This is a genomic window from Streptomyces sp. SYSU D01066-1 (genome assembly GCF_054956795.1).
This window is the reverse complement of record NZ_JBUDHV010000003.1, coordinates 50,804-70,993: the sequence shown is the minus strand read 5'-3', so window position 1 is coordinate 70,993 and position 20,190 is coordinate 50,804. Positions and strand designations below refer to the sequence as shown.

Annotated in this window: 23 protein-coding genes and 1 pseudogene; 14 read left to right on the top strand and 10 right to left on the bottom strand. The window is 74.6% G+C overall.

Features of this window, described 5'->3' with window-relative positions; translation table 11 throughout:
* Positions 1–19: 19 nt before the first annotated feature.
* From ACY1JF_RS04005 to ACY1JF_RS03990, 4 genes are all read right to left on the bottom strand, one after another.
* On the bottom strand, positions 20–1,459 hold the full coding sequence (locus ACY1JF_RS04005; RefSeq protein WP_462703551.1) for a CitMHS family transporter: 1,440 nt from the start codon (positions 1,457–1,459) through the stop codon (positions 20–22).
* A 123-nt stretch (positions 1,460–1,582) separates the two neighbouring features.
* On the bottom strand, positions 1,583–1,753 hold the full coding sequence (locus ACY1JF_RS04000; protein ID WP_462703550.1) for a hypothetical protein: 171 nt from the start codon (positions 1,751–1,753) through the stop codon (positions 1,583–1,585).
* Between the two features lie 116 nt (positions 1,754–1,869).
* Positions 1,870–2,487: a TetR family transcriptional regulator gene (locus tag ACY1JF_RS03995; protein ID WP_462703549.1), complete on the bottom strand. Its 618-nt coding sequence runs from the start codon at positions 2,485–2,487 to the stop codon at positions 1,870–1,872.
* Complete coding sequence (locus tag ACY1JF_RS03990) at positions 2,484–3,110, bottom strand: hypothetical protein (RefSeq protein WP_462703548.1); 627 nt, start codon at positions 3,108–3,110, stop codon at positions 2,484–2,486. Before ACY1JF_RS03990 ends, ACY1JF_RS03995 begins: the two co-directional genes overlap by 4 nt.
* 158 nt (positions 3,111–3,268) lie before the next feature.
* Here ACY1JF_RS03990 and hmgA point away from each other — a divergent pair, with 158 nt between their 5' ends.
* From hmgA to ACY1JF_RS03975, 3 genes are read left to right on the top strand one after another with little or no spacing between them, the layout of a single operon-like run.
* Positions 3,269–4,588: a homogentisate 1,2-dioxygenase gene (gene hmgA / locus ACY1JF_RS03985; RefSeq protein WP_462703547.1), complete on the top strand. Its 1,320-nt coding sequence runs from the start codon at positions 3,269–3,271 to the stop codon at positions 4,586–4,588.
* A 5-nt stretch (positions 4,589–4,593) separates the two neighbouring features.
* The gene (locus ACY1JF_RS03980) at positions 4,594–5,457 is read left to right on the top strand and encodes a GntR family transcriptional regulator (RefSeq protein ID WP_462703546.1); all 864 of its coding nucleotides are present in this window, start codon (positions 4,594–4,596) and stop codon (positions 5,455–5,457) included.
* Between the two features lie 22 nt (positions 5,458–5,479).
* On the top strand, positions 5,480–6,634 hold the full coding sequence (locus ACY1JF_RS03975; RefSeq protein ID WP_462703545.1) for a type ISP restriction/modification enzyme: 1,155 nt from the start codon (positions 5,480–5,482) through the stop codon (positions 6,632–6,634).
* Between the two features lie 9 nt (positions 6,635–6,643).
* On the opposite strand, the gene ACY1JF_RS03970 is transcribed toward ACY1JF_RS03975, so the two are convergent.
* Positions 6,644–7,348 (bottom strand): TetR/AcrR family transcriptional regulator, encoded by a 705-nt coding sequence (locus ACY1JF_RS03970; protein ID WP_462703544.1) that lies wholly within the window; start codon positions 7,346–7,348, stop codon positions 6,644–6,646.
* Positions 7,349–7,411: 63 nt separating this feature from the next.
* On the opposite strand from ACY1JF_RS03970, the gene ACY1JF_RS03965 reads away from it, so the two are divergent.
* Both ACY1JF_RS03965 and ACY1JF_RS03960 read left to right on the top strand, forming a co-directional pair.
* Positions 7,412–8,362: an ATP-binding cassette domain-containing protein gene (locus ACY1JF_RS03965; protein WP_462703543.1), complete on the top strand. Its 951-nt coding sequence runs from the start codon at positions 7,412–7,414 to the stop codon at positions 8,360–8,362.
* Positions 8,359–9,141, top strand: a complete 783-nt coding sequence (locus ACY1JF_RS03960; RefSeq protein WP_462703542.1) for an ABC transporter permease — start codon at positions 8,359–8,361, stop codon at positions 9,139–9,141. Before ACY1JF_RS03965 ends, ACY1JF_RS03960 begins: the two co-directional genes overlap by 4 nt.
* Before the next feature lie 790 nt (positions 9,142–9,931).
* Here ACY1JF_RS03960 and ACY1JF_RS03955 read toward each other — a convergent pair.
* Positions 9,932–10,201: a hypothetical protein gene (locus tag ACY1JF_RS03955; RefSeq protein ID WP_462703541.1), complete on the bottom strand. Its 270-nt coding sequence runs from the start codon at positions 10,199–10,201 to the stop codon at positions 9,932–9,934.
* Positions 10,202–10,729: 528 nt separating this feature from the next.
* Here ACY1JF_RS03955 and ACY1JF_RS03950 point away from each other — a divergent pair.
* Positions 10,730–11,095 carry a hypothetical protein gene (locus ACY1JF_RS03950; RefSeq protein ID WP_462703540.1) on the top strand — a complete coding sequence of 122 codons (366 nt, stop codon included), beginning with the start codon at positions 10,730–10,732 and terminating at the stop codon, positions 11,093–11,095.
* Between the two features lie 12 nt (positions 11,096–11,107).
* On the opposite strand, the gene ACY1JF_RS03945 is transcribed toward ACY1JF_RS03950, so the two are convergent.
* Positions 11,108–11,914: an SGNH/GDSL hydrolase family protein gene (locus tag ACY1JF_RS03945; RefSeq protein ID WP_462703539.1), complete on the bottom strand. Its 807-nt coding sequence runs from the start codon at positions 11,912–11,914 to the stop codon at positions 11,108–11,110.
* 537 nt (positions 11,915–12,451) lie between these two features.
* Between ACY1JF_RS03945 and ACY1JF_RS03940 the strand changes: the two genes are divergently transcribed.
* From ACY1JF_RS03940 to ACY1JF_RS03925, 4 genes are all read left to right on the top strand, one after another.
* Positions 12,452–13,288: a glycosyltransferase family 2 protein gene (locus ACY1JF_RS03940; RefSeq protein WP_462703538.1), complete on the top strand. Its 837-nt coding sequence runs from the start codon at positions 12,452–12,454 to the stop codon at positions 13,286–13,288.
* Complete coding sequence (locus ACY1JF_RS03935; protein WP_462703537.1) at positions 13,285–14,274, top strand: glycosyltransferase family 2 protein; 990 nt, start codon at positions 13,285–13,287, stop codon at positions 14,272–14,274. Before ACY1JF_RS03940 ends, ACY1JF_RS03935 begins: the two co-directional genes overlap by 4 nt.
* Positions 14,275–14,303: 29 nt before the next feature.
* Positions 14,304–15,107: a polysaccharide deacetylase family protein gene (locus tag ACY1JF_RS03930; protein WP_462703536.1), complete on the top strand. Its 804-nt coding sequence runs from the start codon at positions 14,304–14,306 to the stop codon at positions 15,105–15,107.
* 65 nt (positions 15,108–15,172) lie between these two features.
* The gene (locus ACY1JF_RS03925; RefSeq protein ID WP_462703535.1) at positions 15,173–16,267 is read left to right on the top strand and encodes a DUF5925 domain-containing protein; all 1,095 of its coding nucleotides are present in this window, start codon (positions 15,173–15,175) and stop codon (positions 16,265–16,267) included.
* Between the two features lie 43 nt (positions 16,268–16,310).
* On the opposite strand, the gene ACY1JF_RS03920 is transcribed toward ACY1JF_RS03925, so the two are convergent.
* Positions 16,311–16,679: a GntR family transcriptional regulator gene (locus tag ACY1JF_RS03920; protein WP_462703534.1), complete on the bottom strand. Its 369-nt coding sequence runs from the start codon at positions 16,677–16,679 to the stop codon at positions 16,311–16,313.
* A 99-nt stretch (positions 16,680–16,778) separates the two neighbouring features.
* Between ACY1JF_RS03920 and ACY1JF_RS03915 the strand changes: the two are divergent.
* Both ACY1JF_RS03915 and ACY1JF_RS03910 read left to right on the top strand, forming a co-directional pair.
* Positions 16,779–17,045, top strand: a pseudogene (locus ACY1JF_RS03915) (GNAT family N-acetyltransferase); the annotation flags it as partial.
* The gene (locus ACY1JF_RS03910; RefSeq protein WP_462703533.1) at positions 17,026–17,538 is read left to right on the top strand and encodes a ribonuclease FAU-1 family protein; all 513 of its coding nucleotides are present in this window, start codon (positions 17,026–17,028) and stop codon (positions 17,536–17,538) included. The pseudogene ACY1JF_RS03915 and the gene ACY1JF_RS03910, both read left to right, overlap by 20 nt.
* On the opposite strand, the gene ACY1JF_RS03905 is transcribed toward ACY1JF_RS03910, so the two are convergent.
* Positions 17,535–18,047, bottom strand: coding sequence for a class I SAM-dependent methyltransferase (locus tag ACY1JF_RS03905; protein ID WP_462703532.1), 513 nt, complete (start codon positions 18,045–18,047; stop codon positions 17,535–17,537). The two genes, ACY1JF_RS03910 and ACY1JF_RS03905, sit on opposite strands and share 4 nt — an antisense overlap.
* A gap of 239 nt (positions 18,048–18,286) precedes the next feature.
* Here ACY1JF_RS03905 and ACY1JF_RS03900 point away from each other — a divergent pair, with 239 nt between their 5' ends.
* Complete coding sequence (locus ACY1JF_RS03900; RefSeq protein WP_403544464.1) at positions 18,287–18,430, top strand: hypothetical protein; 144 nt, start codon at positions 18,287–18,289, stop codon at positions 18,428–18,430.
* Between the two features lie 14 nt (positions 18,431–18,444).
* On the opposite strand, the gene ACY1JF_RS03895 is transcribed toward ACY1JF_RS03900, so the two are convergent.
* Positions 18,445–18,906 carry a GNAT family N-acetyltransferase gene (locus tag ACY1JF_RS03895; protein WP_462703803.1) on the bottom strand — a complete coding sequence of 154 codons (462 nt, stop codon included), beginning with the start codon at positions 18,904–18,906 and terminating at the stop codon, positions 18,445–18,447.
* Between the two features lie 177 nt (positions 18,907–19,083).
* On the opposite strand from ACY1JF_RS03895, the gene ACY1JF_RS03890 reads away from it, so the two are divergent.
* Positions 19,084–20,136: a lytic polysaccharide monooxygenase auxiliary activity family 9 protein gene (locus tag ACY1JF_RS03890; RefSeq protein WP_462703531.1), complete on the top strand. Its 1,053-nt coding sequence runs from the start codon at positions 19,084–19,086 to the stop codon at positions 20,134–20,136.
* Positions 20,137–20,190: the final 54 nt, after the last annotated feature.

Below are 20,190 nucleotides of genomic sequence, written 5' to 3'. Positions count from 1 at the left end.
GAATCCTCCACTGCGCGGGTCAGACGATGCCGAACAGGATGCCAGCCGCGAGGACGGCCAGGCAGGTCAGGGCCGCCCACTTCACGACGAACCGGGTGTGGTCGCCGAACTCCACCTTCGCCATGCCGACCAGCACGTACACGGCGGGGACCAGCGGACTGGACATGTGCAGCGGCTGGCCGACGATCGAGGCGCGGGCGATCTCCAGGGTGGACACGCCGTGGGCCTGGCCCGCCTCGGCGAGGACCGGCAGGACACCGAAGTAGAAGCCGTCGTTGGACATGAAGTAGGTGAGCGGCAGGCTCAGCAGACCGGTGACCAGGGCCATGTGCGGGCCCATGCCGTCGGGGATGGCGCCGACCAGCCAGTCGGCCATGTGGTCGACCATGCCGGTGCCGGTGAGGACGCCGGTGAAGACGGCGGCGGCGAAGACCATGCCGGAGACGTTGAGGACGTTGTCGGCGTGGGCGGCGATCCGGGCCTTCTGGTCGGGCATGTGGGGGAAGTTGACGGTCAGCGCGAGCGCGGCGCCGAGCAGGAACAGCACCGGGATCGGCAGCAGCTCCATGATCATGGCGGCGAGCAGGGCGACGGTGAGCAGCGCGTTGAACCAGTAGAGCCCGGGGCGCAGGGTGGGGCGGCGCGGGTCCAGTCCCTGGAAGCCGTCGTCGTCGGCCCGGCCGGCGGCGGCGCTCGGGGCCTTCGCGGCGCCGCCGGTCGAGGCCTTCGCGGCGCCGCCGGTCGCGAACTCCGCGCCGTCGCCTCCGCCCGCGGCGCCCGTGCCGACCAGGACGGTCTCCTTCTCCTCCGCCTTCTCCTCCACCGGCACCTCGTCCAGGGTGAGCGTGCCGACCCGCTTGCGCTCGCGCAGGCCGAGGACGTAGGAGAGGACCAGGACGAAGAGCAGGCCGACGGCGAGGGCCGGGATCATCGGGACGAAGATGTCCGTGGCGTCCACCTTGAGCGCGGTGGCGGCGCGGGCGGTGGGGCCGCCCCAGGGCAGCGTGTTCATCACCCCGTTGGCCATCGCGGCGACGCCGGTCATCACCACCAGGCTCATCTTCAGCCGTTTGTACAGCGGGTACATGGCCGAGACGGTGATCATGAAGGTGGTCGAGCCGTCGCCGTCCAGGGAGACGATCGCGGCGAGCAGCGCGGTGCCGACGACGATCCGCATCGGGTCGGCCTTGCAGAACCTCAGGATCGCCCGGACGACCGGGTCGAAGAGCCCGACGTCGATCATCACGCCGAAGTAGACGATCGCGAACATGAGCATCGCCGCCGTGGGGGCGAGGCTGGAGACGCCGTCGATGACGTAGTCACCGAGGTGGGCGCCCTTACCGACGATGACGCAGAACAGCGCGGGGATCAGCACGAGCGCCGCGATCGGCGACATCTTCTTCATCATGATCAGGACCAGGAAGGTCGCGATCATGGCGAAGCCGAGGATGGTCAGCATGAGTGAGTACCTAACGTTCGCCCTTGAACATCCCACCTGGGACCGGCGGTGCGACGACGTTAGGTGCCGCAGGACGGCGTTAACAAGATGTTGACAGGCGAGCAATAAGCGCAGAACTCCAGGTCACCGCGTGGCGGCGAGGGCGACGGGGACGCCGTTGAGCACCGCGTCGCCGATCACCGGGTCGTCCGCGGCGGCCGGATCGGCGCCACCGGTGCCGCCATCGGTGACGGTGACGGCACCGGTGCCGGTGCCGGCGAGGACCGGCCGGGCCATGATCCCGGTCTCGGCCATGCGGCCGGGCTCCAGGGGGACGGCCGTCGCGGCCGTCCGCTCTGGGGGCCGGGCCGTCGGCGGCCCCGGGCCGGCCGTGGGGCGGGACGCCCGCGCGGGGGTGACTGCCGTCGGAGTCAGTCGAGCACGCGGGCCAGATACGCCCGCAGCAGTTCCCGCGCCTCGTCGATGATCTTCTGGTCGCCGTCCGGCGCGACCCGGAAGGCGAGCTGGACCAGGGTGTCGGCGGTCTCCACGGCGATGAGGAAGACCCGGCGCAGGTCGTCGTCGGGGCGGCGGCCGAGGGAGCCGGCGAGCAGGTCGGTGAGGCGGTCGGCGACGCGGTGGTTGGGCGCGGCCTGGCGGTCGCCGACGGGTATCTGGTTGCCGAAGTCGACCAGGCAGAAGCCGGGCGCGGTCCGCTTCATCGCCAGGTACTCGTCGAGGACCGTGTCCAGCGCCGTGCGCCAGCCGCCGTCGCCGGCCCGTTCCAGGCGCTCGGTCACGCTCTGCGCGAAGCGCTCCAGGTTGCGCTGGGCCAGCGCGTCGGCCATCTGCCGCTTGTTGCCGAAGAAGCGGTACACCGAGCCGATGGGGACGCCGGCCCGCTGGGCGACGGCGCGGGTGCTCAGCTCCTCGTAGCCGACCTCGTCGAGGAGGTCGGCGCAGGCGTCGAGGATCCGGGTCAGCCGTTCGGCACTGCGCCGCTGGACGGGGGCGCGGCGGAGCGAGGTCGCGTGGGGCACGCCGTTCATGATGCCTGCTCGCCCCGCTCCGGTGAACCGGGGCCCGCGGTACGGTGCCGGCCGCCCGGGGAAGCGGTGGCCGCCGCGGAACCCGTGACCGGCGCGGAGGCCGTGGCCGTCGGGTCCGAGGCCGATCCCGTGGCCGTCGGGTCCGAGGCCGTGGTGTCCGCCGTGTTCTCGACGGGTTCGCCGTCCACGGCCCACGCCGTGCCGTCGTCGGCGTGCAGGCGGGCGGTGACGTGGTGGGTGCCGCGGGGGACGGGGCGGGCGGGGAGGCGGTGGCCGGGGGTGCGCAGCCGGCTGACGAGCGCGCCGTCGACGTGGAGGTACGCCAGTCCCCGGCCGGCCACCGCGGTGGCCGGTGTGCCGGCGGGCGAGAGGCGGAGACCGCGGACGGTCAGCCGTACGTCCCAGTCGCCGTCGGCCTCCGGCTGCGCCTCGACGCCGGCCTCCGGGGCGTCCTCGCGGCCGACTTCCCGCAGGCGCCCCTCCCCGTCGGTCCCGTCGAGGAGCCGGCCCGCGGACGCCGACGGCCGGTCCGGCTCGTCCGTCCCCCTGGTACCGCACGCGGATCCGGTCAGCGGCAGGACACAGACCGCGAGCGCGGTGAGACCGCTCCGCGTCCACGACATGTCCGCGAGCGTAGGACAGGAGTCCGGCCCGCCGGATCCCCGGGAGGACGGGTTCCGGTCATCCCGCGGGCCTCTTGCGTGCCCGCGTCCCCAATCCTACGGTTCTGCGGAGGAATCGGTTCGGTTCGTGCCGGGGCCTGGTCTGCGAAGGAGCGATCATGAGCGGGGACGCGCGGAAGACCGCCGCCGGTCTGGACCACCTGTCCGGCTTCGGCAACGAGCACAGTTCCGAGGCCGTGCCGGGCGCCCTGCCGGAAGGCCGGAACTCGCCGCAGCGGGCCCCGCTCGGCCTGTACGCGGAGCAGCTGAGCGGTACGGCGTTCACCGAGCCGAGGGCGCGCAACCGGCGCTCGTGGCTGTACCGCATCCGCCCGTCGGCCGCGCACCCGGCGTTCACCCGCGCGGACAACGGCGCGCTGCGCACCGCGCCGTTCACCGAGTGCGTCCCCGACCCCAACCGGCTGCGCTGGGACCCGCTCCCCGCGCCGCCGGCCGGCACGGACTTCCTCGCGGGCCTGTGGACCCTCGGCGGCAACGGCGACGCGACCCGGCGCACCGGCATGTCCGTGCACCTCTACCACGCGGACGCGGACATGACCCGGGTCTTCGGCGACGCCGACGGCGAGCTGCTGATCGTCCCGGAGCGCGGCGGCCTGCTGCTGCGCACCGAGTTCGGGGTGCTGGCCGCCGAGCCGGGGCACATCGCGCTGGTCCCGCGCGGGGTGCGCTTTTGCGTGGAGCTGCTGGACGCCACCGCCCGCGGCTACGTCTGCGAGAACCACGGCGCCCCCTTCCGCCTCCCCGACCTCGGCCCGATCGGCGCCAACGGGCTCGCGAACCCGAGGGACTTCCACGCCCCGGTGGCGGCGTACGAGGACGTCGAGGGGCCGGTGGAGGTGGTCAACAAGTTCTGCGGCAACCTCTGGACGGCGGTCTACGACCACTCCCCGCTCGACGTCGTCGCCTGGCACGGCAACCTGGTCCCGTACGTCTACGACCTGCGCCGCTTCAACGCCCTCGGGTCGATCTCCTACGACCACCCCGACCCGTCGGTCTTCACCGTGCTGACCTCCCCGTCCGACACCCCCGGCCTCGCGGACGTCGACTTCGTGGCCTTCGTACCGCGCTGGCTGGTGGGCGAGGACACCTTCCGGCCGCCGTACTTCCACCGCAACGTGATGAGCGAGTACATGGGGCTGGTCGAGGGCGCCTACGACGCCAAGGCCGCCGGTGAGGGCGGTTTCGTGCCGGGCGGCGGCTCGCTGCACAACATGATGTCGGCGCACGGTCCGGACCGCGAGACGTTCGACCGGGCGAGCGCGGCCGAGCTGCGTCCGCAGAAGCTCGACGACGGGCTGGCGTTCATGTTCGAGACGCGGTGGCCGGTGACGCTGACGCCCGCCGCGGCCGGGGCGCCGCATCTGCAACGGGGTTACGACGACGTGTGGCGGGGTCTGGAGCGGCACTTCCGCCCATGACGTCCATGTCCACGCCGCCCCCGCCCCCGCCCCCGCCCTCTCCGCCCCCGTCCCCGCCGTCCCCGCCGTCCCTGTCCTCCCCGTCCACGTCTTCGCCGTCCACGTCTTCGCCGTCCCCGCCCCCGTGCTTCGCCCCGGACTCCCTCGTCCTGAACCGCAAGCTGCCGCTGTGGTACCAGGTGTCGCGGTCGCCGCGCGCCTCCCTGCTCGGCCGCGCCCCGCGGGACCCGCTGCGCCTGCCCACCGGGGAACGGCTCGCCGGGCACTACGGCGTCAGCGTGCTCACCATGCGGCAGGCGCTGAAGGAGTTGGAGGAGGAGGGGCTGATCACCCGGCACCGCCGGCGCGGCACCTTCGTCGAGCCGCACGCGGTACGGTCCGCGCCGGTGCGGCTGCTGGGCTGGGTGGACGCGATCGTGGCCCAGCGGCCCGGGACGCGCGGCGAGTTGCTGGCGCACGGGAGCCGCCCGGTGCCCGCCGGGCTCGCCGGCTGCTTCCCGGACCTGGCCGAGGTGACGGCGTACCACCGGCTGCGCCGGGACGCGGGGACCGGCGAGCCGACCGACCACGCCCGCGACCGGGTCCGTCCCGAACTGGCCGCCCGCGTCGCCCCGGACGACCTCGCCCGGCTGCCGATGACGAGGGTGCCGCGGGACGTGGTGGGCGTGGCGATCGGCCGGATCACGGACACGGTGGAGGCGCGGCTCGCGGACCCGGAGACGGCCCGGCTCCTCGGCGTCCCGCTGCTCAGCCCGATCCTGCACCGCACGGGCGTCAAGCGGGACCCGGCGGGACGGGTGCTGGACGTGGCGGTCATCCACTACCGGGGCGACCGCTTCTCGTTCGGCGTCACCCTGGACGCCCCCTGAGCCGGGCGGGGAGCGTCGTACGATGCCCAGCGTGACGCACGACGACGCTCCGCCGCTGGCGGACCTGATGCCGTGGTCCGTCGCACCGCCCCGGCTCGGCCGGGGCTGGCCGACGGCGCCCGACGCGGCGTCCCTGAGGGCCCGTTGGGACGCGCTGATGAAGGCCGACGGGCCGGACCGCGCGGCCCTGTTCGAGCCGACGCGGGCCCGCTCGCCGCGTACCGCGGTCGGGCAGTTGCCGGGCGTCGCCGCGGGCACGGAGCGGCTGGAGCGGGCCTCGGGGCCGTGCCCGGAGCCGGTACGGGTGCTGCGCGCGCCGTTCGACGAGCAGTGGCTGATCCCCGACCACCGGCTGATCGACGCGGCCCGCCCCGAGCTGTGGCGGGTGGCCGACGCCCACCAGGTCTTCGTCGTCGAGTCGCCCGACACCCCGGGCGCGCTGCTGGCCACCTCGCTGCTCCCGCTGTTCGGCCCCGGCCGGGTCCGCCCGCTGCACCGCCGTCCCGGCGGCACGGAACCGAACCTGGCCCCGGGCCTGCTGGAGCACCTGGCGGCCCGGCTGGGCACCCGTCCCGGCCCGCTGGACGTGCTGGCCTGGATACTGACGGCGGTGCGCGCGGACCGGACGGTTCCGCTCACCTCGGACCCCGGCCTGTGGGAGCACGGCGTCCGGCTGGGCCGGCGCGCGCTGTGGCTGCTGCGGCGCGACGGTGAGCGCCCCAGGCTGCCCGGCGGCCGCCGCCCGTACGTCCGTGCCCCGCTGCCGCCGCGCCCGCAGGCCCTGCGCTACGACCGGAACGAGGAGGTCCTCCACCTCGACGAGGGCCGGATCTCCCCGGTGCCGCCGGAGGCCTGGGAGTTCGAGGCGGGCGGGGTACGGGTGCTGGAGCGCTGGTTCGCGGCGCGCGCCGCCGGGGGCGAGCCGGGCACGCTGTCCGCGATCCGCCCGGCCGGCTGGCCGCAGACCTGGACCTCGGAGCTGCTGGAGCTGATCACCGTACTGGCCCTGCTGGCCGAGGTCCGCGCCGAGCGGGCCGGGTTCACGGTGACCGACCCGGTCACCGCGGGCGACCTGCGCGCGGCGGGCGTCCTCCCCGTCCCCCGCCCGGCCCGCGCCCCGGCCTCCGTGCTGGACTCCCGCGAGGAAGGCCCCGAGGGGCAGCTGGCCCTGCTGTGAGCGCGCGCGTCACCCGAACCCGTTCAGCACCCGCCGCAGGGCCTCCTCGAACACCGCCTCCAGATCGATCGGCCCGGCGTCCTCGGCGAAGGCCGCCGCCAGCCGCGGATAGGCGCCGCCGGCGATCCGGGAGCCGAGGTAGGCGATCCGCGCCCGCTGCTCCTCCTCGGGGGACCAGGGCAGGGAACGGGCGCGCTCGGCGGTGGCCAGTTCGTTGCCGACGTAGGTCGTCACCACACCGTTCACCAGCGCGATCAGCTGCATCTTGGTGCCGTAGGACTCCTCCAGCGGGTCCAGGCAGGCCAGGCAGTGCTCCAGGTAGCGCAGGGCGTTGGGGCTGAAGCCGTAGACCGGGGACATCAGGCGCGGCAGCCAGGGGTGGGCGTGCATCAGCGCCCGGGTGTCGCGCGCGACCCGGAACATGTCCGCCCGCCAGTCGCCCGTCGGCTCCCACCGCGCGTGCTCACCGCTGACGGCGTCCACCATCAGCTCGTGGAGGTCCTCCTTGCGGGGGACGTAGTTGTACAGCGACATGGTGCCGCAGCCCAGTTCGGCCGCGACGTGGCGCATGGAGACCGCGTCCAGTCCCCCGGCGTCCGCGAGCCGTACCGCGGCGGACGCGATGTCGGCGCGGGTGTGGCCGGGCCTTGGTCCGCGGCCGGTGCGCTCGGGGCGCGCCCAGATCACTTCGGGTACGGCCGCTCGGCCCGCCATCGGTCATCACCTCGGCCACCATTTTAGTTACGTACACCGTACGTAGTGCGCTATGGTCGCTCCATGACTACTACGTACGCTGTACTTAGTGAGGGGCTGGAGAAGCGCTTCGGCGAGGTACGCGCGCTGCGGGGGCTGGATCTGGCGGTGGCCGAGGGCACGGTGTGCGGGCTGCTCGGGCCCAACGGGGCGGGGAAGACGACGGCGGTGCGGCTGCTGACCACGCTGCTGCGCCCGGACGCGGGGTCGGCGCGGATCGCCGGCCTGGACCTGGTGCGCCAGGCGGCGGCGGTACGCCGCCGGATCGGCGTCACCGGCCAGGACGTGTCGGTCGACGGGGACCTGACCGGGCGGGAGAACCTGCGCCTGTTCGCCCGGCTGCACCGGGTGCGGGACGCGGCGGGCCGGGCGGACGCGCTGCTGGAGCGGTTCGGGCTGTCCAGGGCCGCCGACCGGCCGGTGTCCACCTGGTCGGGCGGCACGCGCCGCCGCCTGGACCTGGCGGCGAGCCTGGTCCGGCGCCCCGACGTCCTGTTCCTGGACGAGCCGACCACCGGCCTCGACCCGGCCGGCCGCAACCGCGTCCGGGAGGCGGTGCGCGAACTGCGGGAGGAGGGCACGACCGTGCTGCTCACCACGCAGTACCTGGAGGAGGCGGACCGGCTCGCCGACGACATCGTCCTGATGGACCGGGGCCGGGCGGCCCGCACCGGGCCGCCCGCCGAACTGAAGGCACTGGTCGGGGCGCGCGCGGAGGCGGTCGTCACGGGCCCCGACGCGATGGCCGGGGCGGCGGCCGTCCTCGACCGCCTCACGGGCCGCGAACCCGTCCTGGACCACGAACGGCTGGCCGTCGCCGCGGTCAGCACCGATCCGACCCTGACCCTGCCCCGCCTGGTGCGGGCGCTGGACGCGGCGGGCGTGCCGCTGGCCGACGTGAGTCTGCGTCCGCCCACCCTGGACGACGTCTTCCTGCGCCTGACCGGCGCCACCGAGAAGGAGTACGCGCCATGAGCACCCTGACGTACGACGGCGCCGCCCTCCTGGGCCGCCACCTGCGCCGGGCCCGGAACAACCCCGGGCTGCTGGTCCTCACCCAGACGATGCCCGTCTCCATGCTGCTGTTCTTCGGCTACGTCTTCGGCAGCGCGCTGGCGGTTCCGGGCGCCGCGTACCGGTCGTTCCTGGTGCCGGGGCTGCTGGCGGCCACGGCGGCGGGCGGGATCATGACGGGCATGTTCCAGGCGGCCCAGGACACCCACCGGGGCGTGACCGACCGGCTGCGCACCCTGCCGGTGAGCCGGGCGGCGGTGCCGCTCGCCCAGGCGGTCGCGGACGTGGCGCTGACGGCCGCGGGGACGGTCCCGTTCCTGCTGGTGGGGCTCGCGGTGGGCTGGCGGGTGGAGGGCGGCGCGCTCGGCGCGGCGGGCGCCCTCGCGCTGCTGCTGCTGTTCCGGTTCGCGTGCGTGTGGGCCGGGATCTTCCTGGGCCTGCTCACCCGGAACGAGGAGGCGGCCGGCCAGCTCGGCGGAGCGACCTTCCTGCTGCCCCTGCTGTCCAGCGCCTACATCCCGGCCGAGGGACTGCCGGACGGACTGCGGACGGTCGCCGAGTGGAACCCGATCAGCGCCGTCACGACCGCCCTGCGGGACCTGTTCGGCAACGCCCCCGTGCCCGAGGGCGCCGCCTGGCCGGTGGCGCACCCGGTCGCGGGGTCGCTGGCGTGGTGCGCGGTGCTGCTGGCCGTCTTCGTGCCGCTCGCCGTACGCCGGCACGCGCACGGGGAGCGCTGAGACCCCGGCGTCGGGGCCGGGGCGAGTTACGGACCCAAGGGGGAAGTTCAGGGGGAGCCTGGGGGGAAAGCCCAGGGAAGGGCTTCTCCTGGGAGACGGCCTTCTCCGGTGGCCGGGTGCTGTTCGCCGGGGGCCGGGAGTGCCCGGTCCGCTTCAGGAGCCGCTGGGGCGGCTCGTACATCGGCGGCTCGCAGCCGTCGGGCGGGGCGGTTCCCCGCCCGGCGCCCTCGGCCCACCCGTCGCCTCCGTCTTGGGATGCCGGGGCGGAGGCGACGGGGAACCCGGCCGTGCCGGACCCGATGCCGAACCGGGCCTTCTCCGGGAAGCCGGTCCGGGTGAGGGAGGAGCCCCCCGCGCGGGACCGGCTCGGCGCGCTCCCGGGTCCCGTCGGCCGAGGCGGCCGGCACGGACGGGCACCGACGGTCAGGGCGGCGGCGCCGGCCGCGCCCGGTGACCGCGTGGTCCGGCACCCGCCGGTGCCGGTGCCGCTCGTGGGCGTCGCCATCCTGGTCGCGCGGGCCGCGCGGACGCGCTTCCGGACGGGACCGGGCGCGGCGGCGGGGCACGGCGGCCGGTCACGGCGGGGACGGTCAGCGGCCCTGAGCCCGGACGATCACCCGGTCGGTGGGCGGGCGCGAAACACGTGTCACCGCGGCGGGGTGGAGCACCGGGGAGGGAAACGGGAGTGCCCGCGCTCGGGAACACACCGGAGCGTCACCGCGGCCGTGGGGATGACGGACGACGGGTGCGCGGCACGACGCCGGACGGTGCGGTCCTTCGAGCGCGGGCCTCAGCTGCCGCCGAACAGCGAACGACGCAGTCGGCGCAGTGGCGCGAAGAGCGAGACCCGGCGGACCCGGGCACGCCTGGCGCTGTGCTCACGCACGGGCTCCCGGGCGATCAGCTCCCGCATCAGCGAGGCCGCCTCCACCGTCTCGCGCCGGGGCACGGCGGGACCGCCGAGCACCGCGAGATGGCGGTCGAGACGCGAACTGGTCGCACTGCTCCCGCAGGTGATCGCAGGGACCCTGGCCCTGCTGCGCACTGTTATCTGTTCCATGTCACTCCCCACCCGTAACGAGTCCACCCGGCCCGGGCAGGCTAACCCTATCTCCCCCGCGCGGCTCCCGCGCATCGCGGTCGCAGGAGTCACCTACCCCGCAAGGGTGTTGTCGATTACTCTGCGAATTCAGCAGTTTTCAGGGCGAGTTGGACAATCGGTCGGCCGGGGGGCGCGGGGAGCCGCCGGTGAATCCCGCGGTCGCGGCCCGTGCTGACGCGGATCGGCCGAGGCCGGGGGCGACGTGGGCGTGTCGCCGTCGAAGAGCCCCGGGGAGCGTGGCCGCGCGCCGGGGAGCGCGGCCACGCCCCGGGGAGCGCGGGCCGCGACCGGTGCACGCGGTCGCCCGGCGAAAGCGTCTCGTCCGCCCGGCGTCACGACCGCGCCCCCTCGCGGACGGGGACGGGCCGGGGGCGAGGGGGCGGCAACGGTGACGACGGCGGTACGCCGTCCCCGACCCCGTCCCCGTCCCCGCCCCCGACCCCGTCCCCGTCGCAGTCGGTCGGGGTCGAGGTCGAGGTGCCGGGCTTGCACACCGAGCACACGGGGGCTTGCCCGCCGCCCGGGGCAGAGGCGCCCGCGTTCACGGCGACGTTCCGGGTGGAGCGGCTGCCGGCCACGGTCGTCTGCCGCCGGGCGACGCCGGACGGCGCGCTGTCCGGGCAGGGCTGGAAGACCCCGTCCTTCCCGGCGGACGGCGGCCGGGAGCGGCAGGACACGGCGGTGGTGACGGCGTACGACGGGAGCGGCACGGCCGAGGGAGAGATCGGGGTGGAGGTGCGGGAGCCGGTGGACGACGCCTCGGCCCCGCTGCCGTTCTCGGTGACGTGCGAGGGGGAGGCCCCGACGCACGGGACCTCCCCCTCGCCTTCCGCTTCCCCGTACGCCCCCTGACGGGGTGCCGGGTCAGGCGGCGCCGTTCAGGGCCGGCAGGTAGCCGCCCGACTGGCCCGCGGCCGTCGGGTGGTAGGACTCGCCGATGTTGAGCCAGTTGACGCTGTGCAGCCAGGAGCTGCCGGAGCAGATCTCGTGGCCGGTGAAGGGGCCGCGGACGTCGGCGAAGGTGAAGCCGTGGGCGGCGGCGCGGCGGGCGACCACCGTGTTGAGCAGGTCGGAGGCGTCGTTGATCGCCTTCCGCTTGGTCTCGGACAGGCCGAGGCAGGTGGTGCCGAGCTGGTAGAAGCGGGGGTAACCGAGCACCACGACGCGGGCGTTGGGGGCCTTGCCGCGGATCCCGGAGTACACGCTGTCCAGGTTGCCGGGCAGCGTGGAGTCGACGTAGGCCCGCGCGGTGGCGATCCGCGAGAGGCAGCCGCTGTCGGACTGGAGCACACAGGTCGTCATGACGTCGGCGAACCCGGCGTCGTTGCCGCCGACGCTGATGGAGACCAGCCCGGTGGAGGAGTCGAGGGGGCCGAGCTGCCCGGCGAGGACATCACCCGTACGGGCACCGGAGCAGGCGGTGAAGTCGAAGGAGGAGGGCGAGTTGGCGTCGGCCCAGAGCTGGGGGTAGGCCAGGGTGCTGCGCTTGCAGTCGCCGCTCTCGGCGGTGTAGCTGCCCGCGCCCACCCCGGAGGAGTAGGAGTCGCCGAGGGCCACGTAGCCGGTGGCGGCGGCCGATCCGGCGGCCTGCGCGGTGGCGGCCCCGGTGAGAGCGGCGCAGGCGGCGAGGAGTGCGGAAGCAAGGAATCCGACAAGTCGGGAACGTCTCATGGAGCCTCCCATTAGCAGGTCCTCGGCAGGTTCTCTGCCACAACCGTGGTAACAGCTACGCGTGTTGACAGGAAGTGCTCATGCCAAAAATGACCCGAACGGCGGGCCAACAGAAGGCCGTCTTGACGGTTTCCGCCGGTCTGCGCGACATTGAGGCCGCTGAATGACAGGCAAACCAACAAAAACGTGAGGGCTCGTTCCAGGCCTTGCCATACGGGTTCAATCGTCAATACCGTCATACATCTCACCCGCATCGGTACCGTCGGCAAGCGGCTCAGGGGAGGGCTCACGACCGCGGCGGTCCGGGCGGGGCGCGGTAGGGGGGTGCCGTGCTCGGTGACCGATCCACCAGCCGAGCCGGTCGTGCCGCGCGGTCGGCTGCCGTTTTCCGGGGTCGGCCAGTTTCGCCAGCTCACTGGCGTGCACGGAGCGTTGTGGACGCCGTGCCGTGGGTGGGACCAACCCCCCTTTCGAACCGGACACACAGCCGGACCGCCCCCGGGGCGGGCGGTCCGCCGGACGAGAGGGACCAGACTCATGAGCTCAGTTCTGCAGCCGCCGGCCACCGGCAACGACCCGTCGGGCGCCGCGACGTACCGGCCGATCTCCTCGCATCTGGCCATCGCGCCGCCGGTGAGCGTGGTCATCCCGGCGATGAACGAGGCGGAGAACCTGCCGTACGTCTTCAAGACGCTGCCCGACTGGATACACGAGGTCGTCCTGGTGGACGGCAACTCCACCGACGACACCGTCGCGGTCGCCCGTGAACTGCGGCCGGACGTCAAGGTGGTGGAGCAGCGCGGCAAGGGCAAGGGGGACGCGCTGATCACCGGTTTCCAGGCGTGCACCGGCGACATCATCGTGATGGTCGACGCCGACGGCTCGGCCGACGGGCAGGAGATCGTGTCGTACGTCTCCGCCCTGGTCTCCGGCGCCGACTTCGCCAAGGGCTCGCGCTTCGCCAACGGCGGCGGCACCGACGACATGACCTTCGTCCGCAAGATGGGCAACGCCGCCCTGTGCGCGGTCGTCAACCGCAAGTTCGGCGCCCGCTACACCGACCTGTGCTACGGCTACAACGCGTTCTGGCGGCACTGCCTGGACAAGATCGAACTGGACTGCACGGGCTTCGAGGTCGAGACCCTGATGAACATCCGGGTCGTCAAGGCCGGCCTGAAGGTCCAGGAGATACCCAGCCACGAGTACCTGCGCATCCACGGCGCCAGCAACCTGCGGGCGGTGCGGGACGGGCTGCGGGTGCTGAGAGTCATCCTCCAGGAGCGCTCCAACCGGCGTGAGCTGCGCGGCAGCCGCGACCGGTCGCCGGTGCTCGGCACGGTTCCCGCCCGTGGCGTCCGGGGGAAGGTGTCTTGAGCGCTCCGGACATCTCCGTGGTGATCTGCGCCTACACCGAGGACCGCTGGGAGGACATCCTCGCGGCGGTCGACTCGGTGCGGGCGCAGTCCCGGCCGGCCCTGGAGACGCTGCTGGTCGTCGACCACAACGAGGCGCTGCGGGACCGGCTCGGCAAGGAGTACGAGGAAGCCGGGGACGTGCGGGTGCTCGCCAACGCGGGCCCCCGCGGGCTGTCCGCGGGCCGCAACACCGGCATCGCCGCCGCGCGCGGCGAGGTGATCGCCTTCCTCGACGACGACGCCGTGGCCGAGCGCGACTGGCTGCTGCACTTCGCCGGGGCGTACGACGATCCGAGCGTCATGGCGGTCGGCGGGCGCACGGTGCCCGTCTGGGCGTCGGGGCGGCGGCCCCTCTGGTTCCCCGAGGAGTTCGACTGGGTGGTGGGCTGCACCTACCGGGGCCTGCCGCCCGGCCGGGTCCGGGTGCGCAACGTGCTCGGCGGCAACGCCTCCTTCCGGCGCGAGGCGTTCGACGCGGCGGGCGGCTTCGCCACCGGCATCGGACGGGACGGCGACAGACGCCCGCTGGGCTGCGAGGAGACGGAGCTGTGCATCCGGCTCGCCCGGGCCCGGCCGGACGCCGTGCTGCTGATCGACGACCGGGCGGTCATCCACCACCGGGTGCCCGGCCCCCGCGAGCACTTCGCCTACTTCCGCACCCGCGCCTACGCCGAGGGCCTGTCCAAGGCGCTGGTGGCGCGCAGCGTCGGCGCGGACAAGGGGCTGGAGTCGGAGCGGCGGTACGCCTCCCGCGTGCTGCCCGCCGGGGTGGCGCGCGGGCTGCGGGACGCGGTGCTGGCCCGGCCGGGCGGCGCGGGCCGGGCGGGCGCGATCGTCGCCGGGGCGCTCACGGCGGCGGGCGGCTACGTGGTGGGCAGCCTGCGGGCGCGGCGGGGCGCGGTGACGTTCTCGTCGGCGCCGATCGGGGGTGACGGCCGTGACTGACGCGCGGGTGCCGGACGGAGGCGGCGCACATGGCTGATCCACGCGTGCCGATCCTCATGTACCACGCCGTCGCCGCCGAACCGAACGACGCGACCCGCGCGCTGTCGGTGACCCCGGAGGCGTTCGCGGAGCAGATGGCGGTGGTGGCGGACCGCGGGTTCACCCCCCTGACCACCGCCGAGCTGGCCGCGGCCTGGCGCTCGGGCCGCCCGCTGCCCGCCCGGCCGGTGCTCGTCACCTTCGACGACGGCTACGAGGGCGTGCACCGCCACGCCCTGCCGGTCCTGGCCGAGCACGGCTTCCCGGCCACGCTGTTCGTCTCCACCGGCTGGCTGCGCGGCCCGTACGACACCGGGGGCGCCCTGGACACCATGCTCGACTGGGACCAGGTGCGCGAACTGGCGGGCGCCGGCGTGGAGATCGGCGGGCACAGCCACACCCACCCGCAGCTCGACCAGTTGCGCGCCGGGGACCTGCGGCACGAGCTGATCCACTGCAAGGAGATCGTCACCGACCAGGTGGGCACGGCGCCGGTCTCCTTCGCCTACCCCTACGGCTACTCCGACCGCCGGGTGCGGGCGGCGGTGCGCGAGACGGGGTACGCGCAGGCGCTGGCGGTGGGCAACGGGCTGGCCCGCCGCGCCCAGGGACCGTACGCCCTGCGCCGGGTGACGGTGCGCCGCGGCACCGGGGCGGAGGAGTTCGCCCGGCTGGTCGAGGGCCGGGCGATCGCCCGTGCCTTCGCCCGGGACCGGGCGCTCACCAAGGGGTACGCGGTGGTCCGCCGGGCGCGGCGGTTGCGCGGGAGGTCCTTCGCCGGCGCGGGCCGCTGAGCGCCGGGGCGGCGCGCGGCGGGAAACCGGGTGCACGCGCCGCCCCCGTGCCGGATCATGGCGGCATGTCAGTCAACCCGCACGACGCGCTGCCGATCCGGCTCCACGTCGACGACAGCGACTCCCCGACCGACATCGTCGACGCGCTGTTCCTCGGCCGCTTCGCCACGGGCGAGCAGCCTTTCTCGCACGCGGTCAACATCGACCGGGTGCGCTCCGGCGTGACGCTGCTGCCGCCCGGCGCCAAGGTGCTGCGCGCCGCCCGCGACGGCGACCGCAGCGCGACGCTGGCCGAGGGCGACGGCTGGACCCTGCTGGTCTCCCGCTGGAACCGGGGCGCCGACGTCACGGTGACGGCGACCAGCGCCGGCCTGGCCGAGCAGGTCCTCGGCCAGGCCACCGACGGCGCGGCCGACGAACCGGAGCCGCAGCCGGAGAACGTGACGATGGGGTTCTGGTACGTCTCCCCGCGCCGCGGCCCGCACCGCACCACCCGGCAGATCTCCGCCGGTACGTGGGAGGAGGTGCGGCCCAACTACACGGCGCCGGTGGCGGACGCGATGGACCGGCTGATGAAGACCGGCCCCGAGGACATCGCCGGCCGGCTGCTCCTGCTGCACGGCCCGCCGGGCACCGGCAAGACCTCCGCGCTGCGCACCCTGGCCCGGTCCTGGCGGGACTGGTGCCAGGTGGACTGCGTCCTCGACCCCGAGCGGCTCTTCTCCGACGTCGGCTATCTGATGGACATCGCCATCGGCGAGGAGGACGCGGCGGGCAGGGACCGCTGGCGGCTGCTGCTCCTGGAGGACTGCGACGAACTGATCCGCGGCGAGGCCAAGCACACCGCCGGGCAGGCCCTGTCCCGGCTGCTCAACCTCACCGACGGCCTGCTCGGCCAGGGCCGCAACGTGCTGGTCGGCGTGACGACCAACGAGGACCTGGAGCGCCTGCACCCCGCCGTGGTCCGCCCCGGGCGCTGTCTGGCCCGGATCGAGGTGGGCCCGCTCACCCGGCCGGAGGCGGTGAGCTGGCTGGGCACGGAGGAGGGCGTCGGACGCGAGGGCGCGACGCTGGCGGAGCTGTACGCGCTGCGCCGGGGCACGTCACCGACCGCGCTGCCGGAGCCCCGGGAGGGCGCGGACGCGGGACTGTACCTGTGACGGGGCCATGACCCGGTCCCCCGCGCGTTCGCCCGCGCGGCGCTCAGCCGGTGAACGCCGCCCGCAGGGCGTCCCGCACCGCCGCCAGCGCCTCGTCCCGCGTCTGCCCCAGCCGCCGGGCCCGCGCGGCGAACTCCTGCGCCGCCGCGGCCAGCTCCCGCTCCGCCGCCGCCCCCGCCGCGGCGACGAACGTCCCGTTGCGCCCCCGCGTCTCGATCACCCCGTCCCCCTCCAGCGCCCGGTACGCCTTGGCGACCGTGTTCGCGGCCAGCCCCAGGGACTCGGCCAGACCGCGCACGGTGGGCAGCCGGTACCCCACCGGCAGCACACCCTGCCGGGCCTGCTCGGAGATCTGCGCGCGCACCTGCTCGTAGGGCGCCGCACCGTCGTCGATGTAGATCTTCAGGGTCACAAGACGATTGTCCCGTACCCGCGGAAAACGAGAGGCGGCCGACCGCGTTCCCCCGTAGCGTGCGCGCACATGACCGTCTCCGCACACGATCCGCGCCCCGACGTCCGCCCCGCTGCCTTCACCGCCGCCCACACGGACGGCGGCGGCCGGTACGCGACGGCGATGACCGGCACCGCCCGCGCCCACCGCGGCCGTGGTCTGGCCAGGCTGGTCAAGAACACCTCCCTGCGCCACACCCGCGCGGCCGGGTGCGCCGAGGCGTCCACGGGCAACGACACCGGCACCGGCCCGGTGCCGGCCGTCAACAAGTGGTCCGGGTACGAGGTCCGCGCGACGCAGGTGCGGTATGTCCGCGAACTCGGCTGACGCCGGAGGGGAGACGGGCGGTCCGGTGGACGTGGTCCTGGTCAAGGGCGGCCGTACGAAGATCCGTTACCGGGCCGTGCTCCTGGGCGACGACGGCACCCGGATCACCGTCCGCGCCCCGTGGGCCGGCGCCGGCGTCCGGGACTTCGGCTTCGTACGGTTCGAGCCCGGGGACGTCTTCACCGAGCACTACTGGCGCGACCGCTGGTACTCGGTGAAGGAGGTCCGCGCGGGAACGGGCGCCCTGAAGGGCTGGTACTGCGACATCACCCGCCCGGCCGTGCGCACCGGCGCCGAGCTGGTCGTCGAGGACCTCGACCTGGACCTGTGGCGCTCCGCGGACGGCACGGACGTACGCCGGCTGGACGAGGACGAGTTCGCCGAGAGCGGCCTGGCGGACCGTGACCCCTCCGCCGCTGCCGCCGCGATCGCCGCGCTGGCCGACCTGGAACGGCTCGCCCGCGCGGGCGGTTTCGGGCCTTTGCTGGTCTAGAGGGCGACGACCGCCGCGTACCGCTCGTCGTCCGCCTCCTTCCCCCACAGCAGCGGATCGTCCGACAGCGGCTCCACGCGCACCTGCCCGGCGAGCGGAGCGAGGAGAGCGGTGAGCCGGGCGGCACAGATGCCGGCCGGCGCCACGCTTCCCCATACGCCCTCGACGAGGACCGGCCGCCCGCCCGGACGCAGCGGCCCCCGCCAGTGCCGCGGCACCCGGCCGGGGCCGGGCAGCGTCCACAGGACGTGCCGGGCCAGGACGACGTCGAAGCACCGCTCCCCCACGGGCGGCGCCGAGGCGTCACCGGTCGGGAACAGGGCGTCACGCCCGGCCGGTTCGGCCCGGGCCCGCTCCAGCATCGCCGGGGACGGGTCGACGCCCGTGACCCGGTGCCCCTGCTCGGCCGCGAGGAGCGCGAGGCTGCCCGTGCCGCACCCCAGGTCGAGGACGTCGGCCGCCCGTCGGGACAGCCAGGAGCGCATACGGTCGGCCCAGGCGCGGCGCACCCGGGGATCGCGCGGCCCGTGGTCCGGCTCGGTGTCGAAGCGGGGGCCTCGGCGTCCCGGTGGACACGTGGCGGAGCCGGTCCGTCACTCCCGTATGACATGGCCCGAGGGTGACACCCGCCGCTGGCAGTCGAATCGTGACAGTGGCCACTGACAGATCCGTGCCGATGAGGAACTCTCGCGGAAAGGGTCTGCCCCCGTGAGATCGCGGAACCCGGTGGATCCGTGAGGAGGCAGCCATGCGCCGTGTGACCGTGCACAAGCCCCTGGACCCGAAGAAGAAGACGGACGCCCGCCGGATCCGGGAGGAGGCCGACGCGCGCCGCGCCGGCCGGCCCGAGATCCGCGAGGACATCGCACGCACCTGGTGGCCGGACGCCTGAGCGGGCCGGGCCGCTCAGGCGATCCGCCGGGGCAGCCGCTTGCGGTAGTGGACGCGGTCGTAGGGCCCGTCCGCCCGGCGTTTCACGGCCTCGTAGCCGTAGCGCGGATACAGCTCCTGGTTCTCCCACATCATCGCGTTGGTGCAGAGCCTGACCTCGGGCAGGCCCAGCGCACGCGCGCGTGCCTCCACGAAGGCGAGCAGCCGCCGCCCCACGCCCCCGCCGCGGGCGTCGGGGCGGACGGCGACGCTCTCCAGGAACAGGTGGTCGGCGAACGCCTCGACCACGACCACCCCCGCCACCGGCTCACCGGTGACGAACACCTTCCCCGCGGTCACGTCCGCCGCGTGATCGGCCGCCATGGGCGCCGGCACCACGCCGATGCGCGCGACGTACGGCCGGTAGGCGGCGTCGGTGACGGCCGCCACCGCGGGCACGTCACGCGCGTCGGCCGGTCTGATCGTCCCGTCGGTCATGATCATGCCGTCGACGGTAGCCACCTGAGCCCAGCCTGAGCACCCCCTTAACGCGACCATAAGGATCCCCGCCGCCGGCCTCCAGCAGGCGTTCCCACGGTTTTCCGGGGCTAGCGTGCTGGCACCCCCACGGGTTCCGGACCGCCTTTGCCAGAAACCGTTTCCGAGGAGTTCGCCATGCCCGCACCCCGCAGAGCCGCCGCCGTCGCCGCCGCAGGCGCCCTCCCCCTCGCCCTGACCGTGCTGACGGCCGCGCCCGCGTCCGCGCACGGCACGATGGGCGACCCGGTCAGCCGGGTCTCGCAGTGCTACGCCGAGGGTCCCGAGAGCCCCGACTCGGCGGCGTGCCAGGCGGCGGTCGCGGCCGGCGGCACCCAGGCGCTCTACGACTGGAACGGCATCCGCATCGGCGACGCGGCCGGACAGCACCAGCAGCTGATCCCGGACGGCAAGCTGTGCAGCGCGAACAACGAGGAGTTCAAGGGTCTCGACCTGGCCCGCGCCGACTGGCCGGCCACCGGCGTGAGCAGCGGCTCGTACACCTTCAAGTACCGCGTGACGGCCCAGCACAAGGGCACCTTCACCGTCTACATCACCAAGGACGGCTACGACCCGGCCCAGCCGCTGGCCTGGGACGACCTCGACCTGTCCGCGCCGGTGGCGACGGCCACCGACCCGGTCGCCGCCGACGGCTTCTACACCTTCTCCGGCAGTCTCCCCGAGCGCACCGGCAAGCACCTGCTGTACGCCGTCTGGCAGCGCTCGGACAGCCCGGAGGCGTTCTACTCCTGCTCGGACGTCACCTTCGGCGGCACGACCGCCGCGCAGGGCGAGGACTCCACGGACGCCGAACCGGCCGCCGCCCCTACCGCGTCCGCCCCCACCGCGTCCGCCCCCTCCGAGGAGCAGATCGAGGCCGGGGCCGACAAGTCGACGGTCGGGCACCACGGGCACGGCGACCTCCCCCACTCCCGGCTCCGCTCGGACGGGGGGACCCCCGTCGCCACCACCACGACCGGCCCGGCCACCGCGAGCGAGGGGACGACGGCCGACGGCAGCAGCCGGCTCACGGCCGCGGGCGGCGCCACCGACCTCGCCGAGACCGGCGGGGACGGCACCACCCCGTACCTCGCGGTCGGCGGCACGGCCGCCCTGGCCCTGGGCGCGGCCACCCTCTTCGCCTCGGTCCGCCGCCGCACGGCCCACGACGGCACCCGCTCCGGCCGCTGACCGGACGGGGACCGCGCCGCCCGCGCCCCCGGCGGCGCGGTCCCCGCCCTGCTC

Excerpts from the sequence above, each read along its gene's own strand:
- ACY1JF_RS04005 (WP_462703551.1), bottom strand. The coding sequence starts at position 1,459 with ATGCTGACCATCCTCGGCTTCGCCATGATCGCGACCTTCCTGGTCCTG.
- ACY1JF_RS04000 (WP_462703550.1), bottom strand. The coding sequence starts at position 1,753 with ATGGCCGAGACCGGGATCATGGCCCGGCCGGTCCTCGCCGGCACCGGC.
- ACY1JF_RS03995 (WP_462703549.1), bottom strand. The coding sequence starts at position 2,487 with ATGAACGGCGTGCCCCACGCGACCTCGCTCCGCCGCGCCCCCGTCCAG.
- ACY1JF_RS03990 (WP_462703548.1), bottom strand. The coding sequence starts at position 3,110 with ATGTCGTGGACGCGGAGCGGTCTCACCGCGCTCGCGGTCTGTGTCCTG.
- hmgA (WP_462703547.1), top strand. The coding sequence starts at position 3,269 with ATGAGCGGGGACGCGCGGAAGACCGCCGCCGGTCTGGACCACCTGTCC.
- ACY1JF_RS03980 (WP_462703546.1), top strand. The coding sequence starts at position 4,594 with ATGTCCACGCCGCCCCCGCCCCCGCCCCCGCCCTCTCCGCCCCCGTCC.
- ACY1JF_RS03975 (WP_462703545.1), top strand. The coding sequence starts at position 5,480 with ATGCCCAGCGTGACGCACGACGACGCTCCGCCGCTGGCGGACCTGATG.
- ACY1JF_RS03970 (WP_462703544.1), bottom strand. The coding sequence starts at position 7,348 with ATGGCGGGCCGAGCGGCCGTACCCGAAGTGATCTGGGCGCGCCCCGAG.
- ACY1JF_RS03965 (WP_462703543.1), top strand. The coding sequence starts at position 7,412 with ATGACTACTACGTACGCTGTACTTAGTGAGGGGCTGGAGAAGCGCTTC.
- ACY1JF_RS03960 (WP_462703542.1), top strand. The coding sequence starts at position 8,359 with ATGAGCACCCTGACGTACGACGGCGCCGCCCTCCTGGGCCGCCACCTG.
- ACY1JF_RS03955 (WP_462703541.1), bottom strand. The coding sequence starts at position 10,201 with ATGGAACAGATAACAGTGCGCAGCAGGGCCAGGGTCCCTGCGATCACC.
- ACY1JF_RS03945 (WP_462703539.1), bottom strand. The coding sequence starts at position 11,914 with ATGAGACGTTCCCGACTTGTCGGATTCCTTGCTTCCGCACTCCTCGCC.
- ACY1JF_RS03940 (WP_462703538.1), top strand. The coding sequence starts at position 12,452 with ATGAGCTCAGTTCTGCAGCCGCCGGCCACCGGCAACGACCCGTCGGGC.
- ACY1JF_RS03930 (WP_462703536.1), top strand. The coding sequence starts at position 14,304 with ATGGCTGATCCACGCGTGCCGATCCTCATGTACCACGCCGTCGCCGCC.
- ACY1JF_RS03925 (WP_462703535.1), top strand. The coding sequence starts at position 15,173 with ATGTCAGTCAACCCGCACGACGCGCTGCCGATCCGGCTCCACGTCGAC.
- ACY1JF_RS03910 (WP_462703533.1), top strand. The coding sequence starts at position 17,026 with ATGTCCGCGAACTCGGCTGACGCCGGAGGGGAGACGGGCGGTCCGGTG.
- ACY1JF_RS03900 (WP_403544464.1), top strand. The coding sequence starts at position 18,287 with ATGCGCCGTGTGACCGTGCACAAGCCCCTGGACCCGAAGAAGAAGACG.
- ACY1JF_RS03895 (WP_462703803.1), bottom strand. The coding sequence starts at position 18,906 with ATGACCGACGGGACGATCAGACCGGCCGACGCGCGTGACGTGCCCGCG.
- ACY1JF_RS03890 (WP_462703531.1), top strand. The coding sequence starts at position 19,084 with ATGCCCGCACCCCGCAGAGCCGCCGCCGTCGCCGCCGCAGGCGCCCTC.